Below are 12,998 nucleotides of genomic sequence, written 5' to 3'. Positions count from 1 at the left end.
GAGCGGTTCAGAAAACCCTGACATCGCGCTGCCGGACCTCGGTCATGACCGCCGAAACAGTGACAAAATCCTGGTCGACGTGCAACACGGTCAATCCGTGGTGCACGGCGGTGGCGCACAGCAGCAAGTCGATCGGCCCGGCGGAACGATGCCGACCCTTCTGAGTGAGCTTGTACTGTGCGTTCTCCACCCAGCGCCACGCGGACTTGGGGACGGCCGCCAGGCGGCAGAGGTCGTTGAGCTCCGTTTCCAGTTCGTCGCGGTGAGCCGGACCGGTTGCGGAGTACAGGAACTCGGTCCTCGTGGGCTCGCAGACGCTCAGTGCTCCGGAGGCGATCCGATCGGCCCACGCCTCCTGTGTTTCCGGAGTGCGGAAGAGGTGCCACAGGGCGGATGTGTCCGCCAGGTAGGAGATCACGAGAAGGCGTCGTCCCGGGCCTGCTTCACCGCCCGGTGCGCCTTCGCCGCATCGTCGAACTCCCCCCGGGCCGCTCGGGCGGAGAGAGCTTCCAGTGCCTCGATGCGCCTGACACGCGTCACGTACTCCCGCAGGGCGGCGTTCACCGTGTCCTTCTTCGTGGTGGTGCCCAACATCCGCATCGCCTCGGCGAGCGCTTCGTCGTCGAGGTCGATCTGAGTGACGCTCATCCACTCCTCCTATGTTGGTAGCATACGTACACAGCATACATTGCCAACAGCTCGGCGCGAGGGACGATTCCTCCGGTGGCCGGGCCGATAGGCTGCGAGAGTTCCGATCCACGATTTCGAGGTGCTCACATGATCGCGATTCTCGGCACCGGCAAGATGGGGGAAGCCCTGCTGTCCGGGCTGCTCAGGGCCGGTTTCAAGCCGGGCGACGTGATCGCGACGGCGCGCCGCGCCGAGCGGGGCCGGGCCCTCGCGGAGCGGTACGGCGTGCGGGTGGCCTCCAACGCCGAGGCGGCCAAAGATGCCGACACGATCATCCTCGCGGTCAAGCCGCAGGACATGGGGTCCCTGCTCGCCGAGATCGCGGGACACATCCCGGCCGACCGCCTGGTCATCTCGGCGGCGGCGGGCATCACGACCTCGTTCGTCGAGTCGCGGCTCGGTGCCGAGATCCCGGTGGTCCGGGTCATGTCCAACACGCCGGTGCTGGTCGACGAGGCGATGAGCGTGATCTCCGCGGGCGCGCACGCCTCCGAGGAGCACCTCAGGCGGGCCGAGGCCCTGTTCAGCCCGGTCGGCAAGGTGCTGCGCATCCCCGAGTCGCAGCAGGACGCGGCCACGGCCCTGTCGGGCAGCGGTCCCGCCTACTTCTTCTACCTGGTCGAGGCCATGGTCGACGCCGGGATCCTGCTCGGCATGCCCCGTGCCGCCGCCCTCGACATGGTCACCCAGTCGATCGTCGGAGCGGCGATCATGCTCCGTGACTCGGGGGAGCACCCGGTGATCCTCCGCGAGGCGGTCACCTCGCCGGGCGGCACCACCATCGCGGCCATCGCCGAGTTGGAGCGGCACAGCGTCCGCGCCGCCTTCCTGGCCGCCATCGAGGCCGCCAGGGACCGGGGACGCCAGCTCGCCGAGGGCTGAGCCCACCCCCCTCTATTAGGAAACTTTCCTACATAGGGCATCATCTCCCGGGGGACTCCGGGGAGATGAGGCGATCGTGGAGCAGGCCGTATCGGCTGACAGGCAGGGTGAGCAGGCCGGACCCGCCGTCTGGACGCGGAGCTTCCTGCTCTTCTTCACCGCCAGGTCGGTCTCCATGCTCGGGGCCGCGATGGTCCCGTTCGCGACGGCGGTGGGCGTGGGCGGGCTCGGTTACGGCCCCACGGGGGTGGGGCTGGCGCTGGCCGCGTGGATGGCGCCCTTCGCGGTGCTCATCCTGTTCGGCGGGGTCTTCGCCGACAGGTTCACGCCGCGCCGCATGATGATCGGCGCCGACACGGTCCGGGTGGTGAGCCAGGGGATCAGCGCGGCGCTGTTCGTCTTCGGCAGGCCGGAGCTCTGGCAGATCCTCGTCATCTCCGCGATCAACGGCGTCGCCGCCGCGATGTACCAGCCCGGCGTCTCCAGCACGGTCCCGCGCGTGGCGCGGGACGTGCAGAAGGCCAACGCCACCCTGCGCGTCTCCGAGTCGATCATGCTGCTGGCCGGTCCCGGCGTCGCCGGAGCCATCGTGGGCCTCTCCGGGGTCGGCGTCGTCTTCGCGATCGACGCCACGGGGTTCGCCGTCAGCGCGGTGTGCCTGCTCCTCCTGCGCCTGCCGGTGGCGGCCGGTCCGGTCGCAGAGCGGTCGATGTGGCACAACCTGCGCGGGGGCTGGCAGGAGTTCCGCTCCAGGACCTGGATGTGGTCGGTGATCCTGGTGTGGGCGGTCTTCGGCGTCACCCTCTTCGGCCCGATGATCCCGCTGGGCTCGATCCTGATCAGCGAGCGGCTCGGCGAGACCGCCTACGGCCTGGTCATGTCCGCCTCCGGCGCGGGCACCATCGTCGGCGGCCTGGTCGCCATGCGGGTCCGCCCGGGACGGCCGCTGATGGCCGGCGCGATCGGCCTGTTCGGGTTCGCCCTGGAGCCGCTCTCCATCGCCGCGGCGTCGCCGGCCGCGGTCCTCATGGCCGCGCACGTGATCGGCGGCGCGGGATGGGCGTTCTGGTCGGTCATGTGGGCCACGAGCATCCAGACCCAGGTCCCGGCGGAGGCGCTCAACCGGGTGACCGCGTACGAGGTCGCCGGTTCGACCCTGTTCATCCCGATCGGCCAGGTGCTCGCCGGACCGGTGGCCGGGGTCGTGGGGGCGCCGCAGTTGCTGACCGGCTCCTCGATCGTGGCGGTCGCCGGGTGTGCCGCCCTCCTGCTGGTCCCCGCTGTCAGGGGACTGCGCCGGGCCTCCTCCGTCTGACCCGTCTGACCCGCCTGACCTGTTCGACCTCCCCGCTGAGGGTACGGCCGACAAGTATCCGGGCCGTTGCCGCGGTCCGCTAAACGTGCCCGTTAATAGCAATAAATCGGGATATTTCGCTCAGATGAAAACGGGGTCGTTCTCCGGGACGGCCGCGTAAACGTCATTCCGTACACGTGCGGTAACGTCGATCAGGGAGCAGGAAGATCGGCCGTGACGCGTGGCGTCGCGACCAGACAGGGAGTGCGCATGAGCCGGTCCGTGCGGGTTGTCTGGGACGATGCGCTCACCTCGTACGACTTCGGCCCAGGACACCCGCTCGCGCCCGTGCGGGTCGAGCTGACCATGGCGCTGGCCAGGGAGCTCGGCGTGCTGGACCAGGTGGAGATGGGGGGCTGCGCCCCCGCCACCGACGACGAGCTGGCGCTCGTCCACGAGCGCGGCTACATCGAGGCCGTCAAACGGGTCTCCGCCACCGGGCGGCCCGACGTGGCCTACGGGCTCGGCACCACGGACAACCCCGCCTTCCCCGGCGTCCACGAGGCGTCCGCGCTGATCACCGGCGCCAGCCTGGCGGCCGCCCGCGCGGTGTGGAGCGGCGAGGCCGAGCACGCGGTCAACGTCGCGGGCGGCCTGCACCACGCGATGGCCGCCGCGGCGAGCGGCTTCTGCGTCTACAACGACCCGGGCGCGGCGATCGCCTGGCTGCTGGCCCAGGGCGCGTCCAGGATCGCCTACGTGGACGTGGACGTGCACCACGGCGACGGCGTGCAGTCGCTGTTCTACGACGACCCCAGGGTTCTCACCATCAGCCTCCACGAGAGCCCACGCACCCTCTTCCCCGGCACGGGGTTCCCCGAGGAGCGCGGCGCGGAGGGCACCGCGGTCAATGTGGCCCTGCCCGCCGGATGCGGCGACAGCGGCTGGCTCAGGGCCTTCCACGCGGTGGTCCCGCCGCTGCTGCGGGAGTTCGCCCCCGACGTCCTGGTCACCCAGCACGGCTGCGACAGCCACGCCCTCGATCCGCTGGCCAACCTCATGCTCAGCCTGGACGGCCAGCGGGCCGCGTACGCGGCGCTGCACGAGCTGGCCCACGAGACCGCGGGCGGGCGGTGGATCGTGACCGGCGGCGGGGGGTACGAGCTGGTGCAGGTCGTCCCCCGGGCGTGGACCCACCTGATCGCCGAGGTGGCGGGCCACCCCCTCGACCCCGGGACCGCCACTCCCGAAGCGTGGCGTACGTTCGTCAAGGAACGGACCAACCAGACGGCGCCGCTCACGCTGACCGACGGCAGAGATCCGGAATTTCGTGATTTCTCCACGGGTTATGACCCAGCAGACCCGATCGACCGGGCCATCATGGCGACGAGGAATGCCGTCTTCCCCTTTCACGGGCTCGATCCCCTCCCGTGACACACGGTCCGTGACACATGGTCTGCCGGCAAACTGGACTGAGGAACCGATGACGCGCGCTGAGCTTCGTGAGCACCTGATCCGGACCCGGATCGCCGGTGACGTGGCGACCAGCCGGGAGAACAACCTGGACCACTACCGGTCGCTGTCCAACCGTGATCCGCACTACATGTTCGGGCTGACCATGGACGGCGCCTGGTCCTACCGGGACGTGCTGGAGCTGATGGCCAAGTCCGCGGGGGTCGTGGCCGACCCCAAGCACCGGGAGGGGCAGGACACCATCGACCCCGATCGCACGATCGAGGCGGTCGAGAAGATGGGCGACACGATCGCCGGGGTGCTCCGGGGGGAGAACCCCAGGGTCCTGATCGCCACCGGGCATCCCACCGGCCTGCTCACCATCCACATGGCCGTGGGCCGGATGCTCAGGGCGCGCGGCGTGACCCTGATGGCCCCCGCCGAGGGCTGGTCGTACTGGGGCAGCGGGTTCGGCCGCAGGCGCAAGATCCGCTATCTGGACGACGTCGCGATGCTCGACGACAAGGGCGCCTTCGTGCACACCCACGACCCGGCCCCGATGCGCGCCATGATCGCCGAGCTGGACGCGGACCGTCCCGATCTGGTGATCGCCGACCACGGCTGGGCCGGGGCGGCGGGCGAGGCGGGCATCCTCACGGTCGGGTTCGCCGACAGCAACGACCCCGCCCTCTTCGTCGGGGAGGCCGAGGGCAAGATCGCGGTCACCGTCCCGCTCGATGACAACGTGCTACCGCGCTATTACGAACCGCTGACGAACCACCTGGTCGAGAGGGTCGTACGGGCCCTCTGAGACGGGGGATGCGCAAATTAGGACATCCCTATACGGGCATTTCGCGCCTGCATTCCACGCACCTCGCCGACCGTTTGCCAACTTTTTGGTGATTGTGGGCGACTCTAATGGGAGACAGTTGGTCCGTTCCAAGATCAATGCGAGGGGCACGGTCCGGCTGCTGGCCAGCGATTTCAGCTGTTTCGCTGACGCGGGACACCGAAGGCTGAGAAAATAGGGGGTTTGCGTGACAGGGGTCCCGACTTACGCTGACAGCAGTACACGTGCGTGAGCAATGGCACCAGTGGGGATAACCCGGATACACGTGCGGAAGAGGCGTCCGATGGGTGCAGGCGAAAGACCTCTCAGCGAGGTGAAGTTCCTGACGGTGGCAGAAGTGGCCACTGTCATGAGGGTGTCCAAGATGACTGTGTACCGACTCGTGCATTCGGGCGAGCTGCCGGCCATCCGGGTCGGTCGATCCTTCCGGGTGCCGGAGCAGGCGGTTCACGATTATCTGAGGGATGCCTACATCGAGGCAGGTTGAGACAGGGTGAGCTCGACGCGTCGAGCCGAGCGGCCGGGGGGAACGATCCGGCCGCAAGGTGAGCCAGGCGTGCCGAATGCTCATGGCCTGCTCCTTCCGGTCTGACCGGGACATAATTTCCGGTACGACCGCCGAAGAGCCGGCCCCTGTCTCGTCGGGGTAGCGACGTGGTCGCCACGTCGTGAGTTCATGCGCCCGGGGTCCCCCCAGGGGCGATCTACCGTGGATCGCCGGTAGTCTGTTGTGCCGGTGTGCTCTCGCGCACCGGTTCGACATTCTCGGCTACCAGCTACCTGGGGGTCCCGTGGGCTCTGTGATCAAGAAGCGCCGTAAGCGCATGGCGAAGAAGAAGCACCGCAAGCTTCTCAAGAAGACCCGCATCCAGCGGCGTAACAAGAAGTAGCGCGGATCTGCGAGGCGCCGATGACCCACACCGTGCTTGTCACCGGGGTCTCGCGCCACATCGGCGCCCGAGTGGCGAGCGTTCTCGCGGATGACCCGGGCATCGACCGGGTCATCGGAGTGGATACGGTGCCGCCGCCCTCGCTCTCACGTGATGGCGGCGTACCTCTCGGCCGGACGGAGTTCGTCCGCGTCGACCTGCGCAGCCCCGACATCGCCCAGGTGATCGCGGCCGCCGACATCGACACCGTCGTTCACATGAGTCTGGTGAGCGCTCCTCCCAGGAGCGGCGGCCGCGCGCTGATGAAGGAGCACAACGTCATCGGCACCATGCAGTTGCTCGGTGCCTGTCAGCGGTCCGCGACGGTCCGTCGCGTCGTCATGCGCTCGACCACCGCCGTCTACGGCTCCTCCCCGCACGACCCCGCGGTCTTCACCGAGGACGCCGAGCCGGGAGAGTCGCCGAGCCGTGGTTACGCCAAGGACGCCTCCGAGGTGGAGGGCTATGTCCGGGGCTTCGCCAGGCGGCGTCGCGACGTGGCCGTGTCGACGCTCAGGTTCGCCAACTTCATGGGACCCGGCGTCGACTCACCGCTGACGCGTTACTTCACCCAGCCGGTCCTGCCGACCGTGCTCGGGTTCGACCCGCGGCTGCAGTTCGTCCACGAGGACGACGCGGTCGAGGTGCTGCGGCGGATGGCGATGGAGGACCACCCTGGCACGTTCAACGTGGCCGGAGACGGCGTGCTGCTCCTGTCGCAGTGCGCGCGCAGGGCGGGCCTGCTCCCGATGCCCGTTCCCTCTCCCGTCTTCCGCCTCATGGGCGACCTCGCCCGGAGCGCGGGACTGGTCGGGTTCTCCCCCGAGCAACTCCGCCTGATGTGCCACGGGCGCGTGGTCGACACCACCGCGCTGTCCGCGGCGCTCGACTGGAGGCCGAAGTTCTCCACCGCGACCGCCTTCGAGGACTTCATCCGCGCGCGTGACCTGGCCGGAGGCCTTCCCGTGGCCCTGATGGACATGGTGTCCCGGCCGGTGACGGGGTGAGCGAGGCGGTGGACGAGAGCGGGGACGCCGAGGTGATCCCCATCACCAGGGCCCGCGCCTCCCGCGAACACCTCCCCGGCCCGACCGGCGAACCCTTCTCCGGCACGTCTCCCGACACGTCCGGCGAACCCTTCTCCGGCACGTCTCCCGGCCCGACCGGCGAACGCCTCTCCGACGCGTCCGGCGAGTCCGACCCCGAAGCCGGGTGGCCCTTTCCCGGGCCGTCGGCCGGCGAGGAGGACGACGACCACCGGCTGGCCGAGCTGCTCGCCTTCCTGCGCCGCCGGGTGACCGGAGCCTACGAGGTCGACGAGTTCGGGTTCGACCCCGAGCTCACCGACAGGGTGCTGCTGGAGCTGATCCGCCCGCTGTACCGCCACTGGTTCCGCACCGAGACCGTGGGCATGCACAACGTGCCCGGTGACTCCGGCGCTCTGATCGTGGCCAACCACTCGGGCACCGTCCCGCTCGACGGGCTCATGCTGCAGGTGGCCCTGTACGACGACCACCCCGGACGTCGCGCGCTCCGCCTCCTGGGGGCCGACCTGGTCTACCGGCTCCCGGTGCTCGGTCACCTGTCACGCAAGACCGGCCACACCCTCGCCTGCCGCGAGGACGCCGACCGGCTGCTCCGCAAGGGCGAGGTCGTCGGCGTCTTCCCCGAGGGTTTCAAGGGGGTCGGCAAGCCGTTCTCCGATCGCTACCGGCTGCAGCGCTTCGGCCGGGGCGGCTTCGTCGCCTCCGCCATCCGCGCGGGCGTGCCGATCGTGCCCTGTGCCATCGTGGGCGCGGAGGAGATCTACCCCAAGATCGGTGACCTGCGGATCCTGGCCAGGGTGCTCGGTCTTCCCTACCTGCCGGTCACGCCGCTGTTCCCCTGGCTCGGGCCTTTGGGGCTGGTCCCGCTCCCGTCTAAGTGGATGATCGGCTTCGGCGAGCCGATCCGCACCGACGAGCTCGACCCCGCCGACGCCGACGACCCCATGCTGGTCTTCAACCTCACCGACCAGGTCAGGGAGGTCGTCCAGCAGCAGCTCGACGAGCTCCGGCTCAGGCGCGGCCACGCCTTCCCCCCGTTTTTCTGAGACCCTCCCGGCTCAGGCCGGCGTACGGCGGCGAGGGGGTCAGCGGCTGGAGCGGTAGTAGCGGCGCAGGGCGGCCGCGGCGGCGATGCCGCCCGCGACGGCTCCGGCACCCGCCGCGATGGGCAGGCCGATCATGGTCGCCTTGCGTCCCGTACGGAAGTCCTTGATGTCCCAGCTGTTCTGCCGGGCGAACTCGCGCAGCTCGGCGTCCGGGTTGATCGCGGTGGCGTGGCCGACGAGGGAGAGCAGGGGCAGGTCGTTGGCCGAGTCGCTGTAGGCGGAGCAGCGCGCCAGGTCGAGCCCCTCCCTGCGGGCCAGCGCCCTAACGGCCTCCGCCTTGGCGGGGCCGTGGAGCAGGTCGCCGACCAGGCGGCCGGTGTAGACGCCGTTCTCGGTCTCGGCGACGGTGCCGAGCGCGCCGGTCAGGCCGAGGCGCTGGGCGATCACCCTGGCCAGCTCCACCGGGGTCGCGGTGACCAGCCAGACCCGCTGGCCCGCGTCGAGGTGTGCCTGCGCGATGGCGCGGGTGCCCGCCCAGATGCGGTCCGCCATCACCTCGTCGTAGATCTCCTCACCGAGCCGGACGATCTCCTCGACCTTGCTGCCCGCGACGAACGCCAGCGCGGTCTCCCTGGCCTCGTCGATGTGCGCGGGGTTCTCGTCGCCGCGGATCCGGAAGACCAGCTGGCCCATCGCGAACCTGAACAGATCCCTGCTGGTGAACAGGCCCCGGGAGGCGAGGCCACGGGCGAAGTGGTAGATGGAGGCGCCGCGCATCATGGTGTTGTCGACGTCGAAGAAGGCGGCGGACACCGGGTCGGGCTCGGCCATCGGCATCGCCACGGCGGCCGCGGCGGCGACCTCGCCCGCCGCGACCTCGCCGACCGTCGCCCGCCTGGCCGTCTCCGCTTCGCCCCGCCGTCGTAGTAGCCGCCTCATAGCACCTCAGCTTAACCGGGACAGAGGGGTGAGATCGGTAGCGTCGGTATGAGCTGGATGTGACGTCTTGGCGTCGTACGGCATCGCGCGTGCCGGGTGGGGCCGGGGGGCTGGATTCCGTTGGCACGGTCCGGGACGCGAGCGCGTCGACGCCGAGGCCGTCGGCGGTGGGGGGTGGGCGGCACCGGAGGCCGGGTTCCGTTGGCGCGGTCCGGGGCGGGACCGTTCGCGGTGGTCCGGGTCCGGGGCGGCGAGAGGGGGCCCGTACCGGACCGGCTACCCGGGTGGGGCCAGGCCCTCGATGTAGTTGAGGTAGACGTGGGCCTTGCGCTGGTTCTCCGCGCCCATCCTGGGGATCATCCCGGCGATCTGGGTGCGCTGTTTCTGGACGAAGCGCTTGAGCTCCTTGGCGCTCGCGGAGTCACGGCGCCGCATCTGCCGCAGGGAGGTCACCGCGGAGCGCGTGGTGTCCTCCATGGCCTGGAGGGTCTCCCCGATCATGTCCTCGCGCTCCCCCTCACCCTCGCCCTCTCCGGAGCCCAGGAGTTCCTTGACCTCGCGGGCACGGGTCTCGGCGTAGCCGAAGGAGCGGTCGGCCCGCTCGGCGTCGTCGCTGCTCAGGTGGAACAGCGTCCTCTCGGCGGCGCGCTTGAGCGGGTAGAAGGTGTCGCCGGGCATCGACCGGTAGGTCCACATACCGGACACCAGCATCGAGGCCACCATGGCGACGCTCAGCAACTGCGGGAACAGCCCCGCGCGAGACCTCCGCCGGGAGTGGCGGGGGCCCGCCGGCCGCCGCTCGGGGACGTCGTCCTCTCCGGGGGGAGACTGCGTGAGCTGCTCGCGGAGCCTGGCGTTGAACTCGGGCCGGGGGGTGGCCGCCATGCGGGCGCCGAGTCGTGACACGCGATCCTGAATGCGCGCCTGCGACCTCCGAGAGAATCCGGGCAGCCACTTCCCCATGAACGCTCCCTGCCGCCCCCAGCTCATGATCCATCGGTGTCACTTGCCTAACGACGACTCGGCACGGCAGGTTACGCGTCGAACCGCATCGGCATTGGAACATCGTTTCGGACGCGACGGTCGCGGCCGGGGAGCGACGACCCGGTGTCAGCCTGTGTCGGCCGGTGCCGGCTTCGGTCTCAGCTGAGGTCCGAGGGCAGCGCGCGGGCCAGGGCGCGGATCGCGCGGAACTGGAGCGCCTTGATGGCGCCGCTCTTCTTGTTCATGATGAGCGCGGTCTCCGCCAGTGACATGCCGTGCAGGAAGCGCAGCACCACGCACTCCTGCTGCTCGGGACCGAGGCCGCGGACGGCGGTGAGCACCCGATCGCTGATCATCGCGGTGACGACGGCGTTCTCCGGGATGTGCGGGCCGTCGAGCGGGGTGTCGATCACCTCCGCCGTCGTGACCTCAAGGCGGTACCTGCCGGACTTGAAGTGATCGGTGATCAGGTTCCTCGCGATGGTCACGAGCCAGGCCCCGAAATCACGCCCTTGCCACGTGAAGTCCGTGATCCGGCGGAGCGCGCGGAGAAAGGTCTCGCTCGTGAGATCCTCGGCCAGCGGGTGTGAGCCGACCCGGAAGTAGACGTAGCGGTACACCAGGGTGAGGTAACGATCATAGAGCGTGCCAAAAGCATCCGTGTCTCCGGTTTTGGCACGCAAAACGAGCCTCCGGAGTTCTTCGGAGGCATCCTCACGCACGGTGAGGTCATTGCTGCGGACGGGCTGGGCTACCCCGGCTGTCGTGGGGAGGTGCCCTGCGAGCGGCCACGTTTCAGGCATCCGGTATCCCTGAGGGGAGGGGGTACGGCGTGCTCGATCACTCTAGAAATGAACGGGTAATTCCACAATCCACTTTGAAGCGTCGTGACTGGGGGTAATCGCCAGATACGGTGTGGGGCCGGTTGTTTCCAACCGGCTCCGGTAGCCGGCCAAGGGTTCGGCTACCGGTTGGGGGGTAATGTCCGGCAGCATTGGAGACACCATGGAAGTCCTCGTCGCTGTCATCGCCTTCGCCGGTGCATTGCTCGCAGCCATCGCCACCGGTGCTCTCGTCAGTCGCCTCCGCAGTGAGCCCAAGGGCTGGCTGATCGCCTGGAGCATCACGACGGCGTCTCTCTCCGTCTCACTCGCAGTAATCGCCACCGGTTACTTGATCGGGTTCGGGACGGGCACGTTCCGTATTTACCAACTGACCGGATCCATGCTGGCGCCCCTGTGGCTGTCCGTCGGGGTCATCCAGTTGCTGGCCAGGAAGAGCACGGCCAGGTTCTCCTCCTGGCTCCTGGGGATCGCCCTCACCGTCATCGCCACGGTGATCCTGGCGATCGACCCGGTCCTGCAGGAGAAGGACTTCGCCAAGGCCCTCCCGCTGGGCAGCCACCACTGGAACCTGCCCCCGGCCTACCTGCTCGGGGCCGTCCACGTGATCGTCGCGCTCGTGCTGCTGGGCGGGCTGCTGCTGGCGGTCCTGCGCTGGCGCGGCGGTGACGACTACGACGCCGACAACATGCACGCGCTCCTGGTGCTCGGGCCCACGGGGCTCGCCCTCGTCGGAGCCGTCAGCTTCGCGGTGCCGGGGATGTTCACCGCGCTCCTGCTCTTCGTCACGGCCGCCGCGGTCTGGTACGCCATGCTCCGCCCGCTCGCGCCCTACGAGGACGACGATGACGACGACGCGGACGACGAGTGGGAGGACAACCCCCCGAGGAGCCGCCCCGAGTACCAGCCCCGCGACGTGCAGGTCGCCGGCCGCCGCGTGACCCCGGAGAGCCCCCCCGCCCGCGCTCTGGCCGAGGAGACACCCCGCCGCTCCGGTCTCGGTGATCTCGTGGCCGAGTACCGCGCGGGCGAGCAGGACGTCGACTACGCTGCGCGCATGCGGCAGCAACCCTCCCCGCCCGACGACAGGTTCGGCGGCCCCGCCACGGGGATGTTCATGGCGGGCGAGTACGGCATGCCGCCCGCCGACCAGCCGCCGGGCGGTGACCCCGGCAGGCGCGGGGGCGATCCCGGCAGGCAGCCGCCGGTCACCGGCCAGTTCGGCATGCAGGGCATGCCGGGCGTGCCCGGCCCCGCGACCGGCGAGTACAACATCCCGGCCAACGAGTTCGGCAGGCACGGCGCCCCCGGTTCCGGCAGGCAGCCGGGCCCGGGCACCGGCGAGTTCGGCAGGCCGGGAGGCACGGGCGAGTTCGGCAGGCCCGGCGGAACCGGTGAGTTCGGCAGGCCCGCGGGCCCCGGCACCGGCGAGTTCGGCATGCCGGGCGCGCCCGGGCCCGGCAGGCCGGGCAGCCTCCAGCCGATGCCCGCCGACCAGGCCTTCGGCGGCGCGCCCTCACCGGGGAGCGAGCAGGGGCGTGGAGGCTCCCGGGGCTACGACCGGGGAGGCTCCCCGGGCTACGACCAGGCGTTCGGCGCCGCCCCCTCGACCGGTGCCATGTATCCGGGCGGGCCGGGGATTCCCGGCGGTGCCGGTGCCCCGCAGGGCGGCTCGAACCGTCCCTCGCCGAGCATCTTCGGCCTGCTGACCGTCTTCACCCTGCTCGACGGCACCGGGGAGAGGTTCGACCGGCTCGCGGACGAGACCGTCGAGGCGGTGCGCCGCTCCGAGCCGGACACGCTCGTCTACACCTGTCACTCGGTGAAGTCGGCGCCTCTCCAGCGCATCGTCTACGAGCTCTACCGGGACGAGGTCGCCTACGGCGACCACCAGCGCCAGCCCCACACGCAGCGCTTCGTCACCGAGCGCCAGGCGATGGTGCTCGCCACCAATGTGATCGAACTCACCGTGAACGCCGCGAAGGTGATGCCGCTCCCGACCGCCTTCAGGTCGTGAGCGCGGCGCGGGTGGTCCGCCAGGTGG

The 12,998-nt window shown here is 69.9% G+C and carries 14 protein-coding genes; 9 read left to right on the top strand and 5 right to left on the bottom strand.

Annotation, left to right across the window (positions count from 1 at the left end; genetic code table 11):
• Positions 1-7: 7 nt before the first annotated feature.
• Entirely contained in the window at positions 8-418 is a 411-nt protein-coding gene (locus AC5L38_RS09080; RefSeq protein ID WP_495242300.1) for a PIN domain nuclease, read from the bottom strand.
• The gene (locus AC5L38_RS09075; protein WP_495242299.1) at positions 415-648 is read right to left on the bottom strand and encodes a type II toxin-antitoxin system VapB family antitoxin; all 234 of its coding nucleotides are present in this window, start codon (positions 646-648) and stop codon (positions 415-417) included. The genes AC5L38_RS09080 and AC5L38_RS09075 overlap by 4 nt, the downstream gene beginning before the upstream one ends.
• A gap of 129 nt (positions 649-777) precedes the next feature.
• On the opposite strand from AC5L38_RS09075, the gene proC reads away from it, so the two are divergent.
• The 8 genes from proC to AC5L38_RS09035 all read left to right on the top strand — a co-directional run bounded on the left by proC (position 778) and on the right by AC5L38_RS09035 (position 8,189).
• Positions 778-1,572 (top strand): pyrroline-5-carboxylate reductase, encoded by a 795-nt coding sequence (gene proC / locus AC5L38_RS09070; protein WP_495242298.1) that lies wholly within the window; start codon positions 778-780, stop codon positions 1,570-1,572.
• 76 nt (positions 1,573-1,648) lie between these two features.
• On the top strand, positions 1,649-2,887 hold the full coding sequence (locus AC5L38_RS09065; protein ID WP_495242297.1) for an MFS transporter: 1,239 nt from the start codon (positions 1,649-1,651) through the stop codon (positions 2,885-2,887).
• Positions 2,888-3,136: 249 nt separating this feature from the next.
• On the top strand, positions 3,137-4,300 hold the full coding sequence (locus AC5L38_RS09060) for an acetoin utilization protein AcuC (protein WP_495242296.1): 1,164 nt from the start codon (positions 3,137-3,139) through the stop codon (positions 4,298-4,300).
• 49 nt (positions 4,301-4,349) lie between these two features.
• Complete coding sequence (locus AC5L38_RS09055) at positions 4,350-5,129, top strand: phosphatase (protein ID WP_495242295.1); 780 nt, start codon at positions 4,350-4,352, stop codon at positions 5,127-5,129.
• A 322-nt stretch (positions 5,130-5,451) separates the two neighbouring features.
• The gene (locus AC5L38_RS09050) at positions 5,452-5,655 is read left to right on the top strand and encodes a helix-turn-helix domain-containing protein (RefSeq protein ID WP_012887307.1); all 204 of its coding nucleotides are present in this window, start codon (positions 5,452-5,454) and stop codon (positions 5,653-5,655) included.
• Positions 5,656-5,959: 304 nt separating this feature from the next.
• A complete protein-coding gene (locus tag AC5L38_RS09045) occupies positions 5,960-6,058 on the top strand; it encodes a 30S ribosomal protein bS22 (protein WP_018654693.1) in 99 nt (32 codons plus the stop codon).
• A 20-nt stretch (positions 6,059-6,078) separates the two neighbouring features.
• A complete protein-coding gene (locus AC5L38_RS09040; RefSeq protein WP_495242294.1) occupies positions 6,079-7,104 on the top strand; it encodes an NAD-dependent epimerase/dehydratase family protein in 1,026 nt (341 codons plus the stop codon).
• Entirely contained in the window at positions 7,101-8,189 is a 1,089-nt protein-coding gene (locus AC5L38_RS09035; protein ID WP_495242293.1) for a lysophospholipid acyltransferase family protein, read from the top strand. Before AC5L38_RS09040 ends, AC5L38_RS09035 begins: the two co-directional genes overlap by 4 nt.
• Before the next feature lie 39 nt (positions 8,190-8,228).
• On the opposite strand, the gene AC5L38_RS09030 is transcribed toward AC5L38_RS09035, so the two are convergent.
• The 3 genes from AC5L38_RS09030 to AC5L38_RS09020 all read right to left on the bottom strand — a co-directional run bounded on the left by AC5L38_RS09030 (position 8,229) and on the right by AC5L38_RS09020 (position 10,795).
• Positions 8,229-9,128 (bottom strand): HAD family hydrolase, encoded by a 900-nt coding sequence (locus AC5L38_RS09030; protein WP_495242292.1) that lies wholly within the window; start codon positions 9,126-9,128, stop codon positions 8,229-8,231.
• Positions 9,129-9,404: 276 nt separating this feature from the next.
• On the bottom strand, positions 9,405-10,034 hold the full coding sequence (locus AC5L38_RS09025; RefSeq protein WP_495242291.1) for a DUF5667 domain-containing protein: 630 nt from the start codon (positions 10,032-10,034) through the stop codon (positions 9,405-9,407).
• Between the two features lie 236 nt (positions 10,035-10,270).
• The gene (locus AC5L38_RS09020; RefSeq protein ID WP_495242290.1) at positions 10,271-10,795 is read right to left on the bottom strand and encodes a sigma-70 family RNA polymerase sigma factor; all 525 of its coding nucleotides are present in this window, start codon (positions 10,793-10,795) and stop codon (positions 10,271-10,273) included.
• Between the two features lie 322 nt (positions 10,796-11,117).
• On the opposite strand from AC5L38_RS09020, the gene AC5L38_RS09015 reads away from it, so the two are divergent.
• Positions 11,118-12,971 carry a putative quinol monooxygenase gene (locus tag AC5L38_RS09015; RefSeq protein WP_495242289.1) on the top strand — a complete coding sequence of 618 codons (1,854 nt, stop codon included), beginning with the start codon at positions 11,118-11,120 and terminating at the stop codon, positions 12,969-12,971.
• Positions 12,972-12,998 lie beyond the last annotated feature (27 nt).

The sequence above is a fragment of the Streptosporangium nanhuense genome (assembly GCF_059358815.1).
Note: the sequence above shows the minus strand (reverse complement) of the source record. Positions and strands in the feature narration are given on the sequence as shown.

Coding starts and splice junctions, on each gene's coding strand:
- AC5L38_RS09075 (WP_495242299.1), bottom strand. CDS start 648: ATGAGCGTCACTCAGATCGACCTCGACGACGAAGCGCTCGCCGAGGCG.
- proC (WP_495242298.1), top strand. CDS start 778: ATGATCGCGATTCTCGGCACCGGCAAGATGGGGGAAGCCCTGCTGTCC.
- AC5L38_RS09060 (WP_495242296.1), top strand. CDS start 3,137: ATGAGCCGGTCCGTGCGGGTTGTCTGGGACGATGCGCTCACCTCGTAC.
- AC5L38_RS09055 (WP_495242295.1), top strand. CDS start 4,350: ATGACGCGCGCTGAGCTTCGTGAGCACCTGATCCGGACCCGGATCGCC.
- AC5L38_RS09050 (WP_012887307.1), top strand. CDS start 5,452: ATGGGTGCAGGCGAAAGACCTCTCAGCGAGGTGAAGTTCCTGACGGTG.
- AC5L38_RS09040 (WP_495242294.1), top strand. CDS start 6,079: ATGACCCACACCGTGCTTGTCACCGGGGTCTCGCGCCACATCGGCGCC.
- AC5L38_RS09030 (WP_495242292.1), bottom strand. CDS start 9,128: ATGAGGCGGCTACTACGACGGCGGGGCGAAGCGGAGACGGCCAGGCGG.
- AC5L38_RS09015 (WP_495242289.1), top strand. CDS start 11,118: ATGGAAGTCCTCGTCGCTGTCATCGCCTTCGCCGGTGCATTGCTCGCA.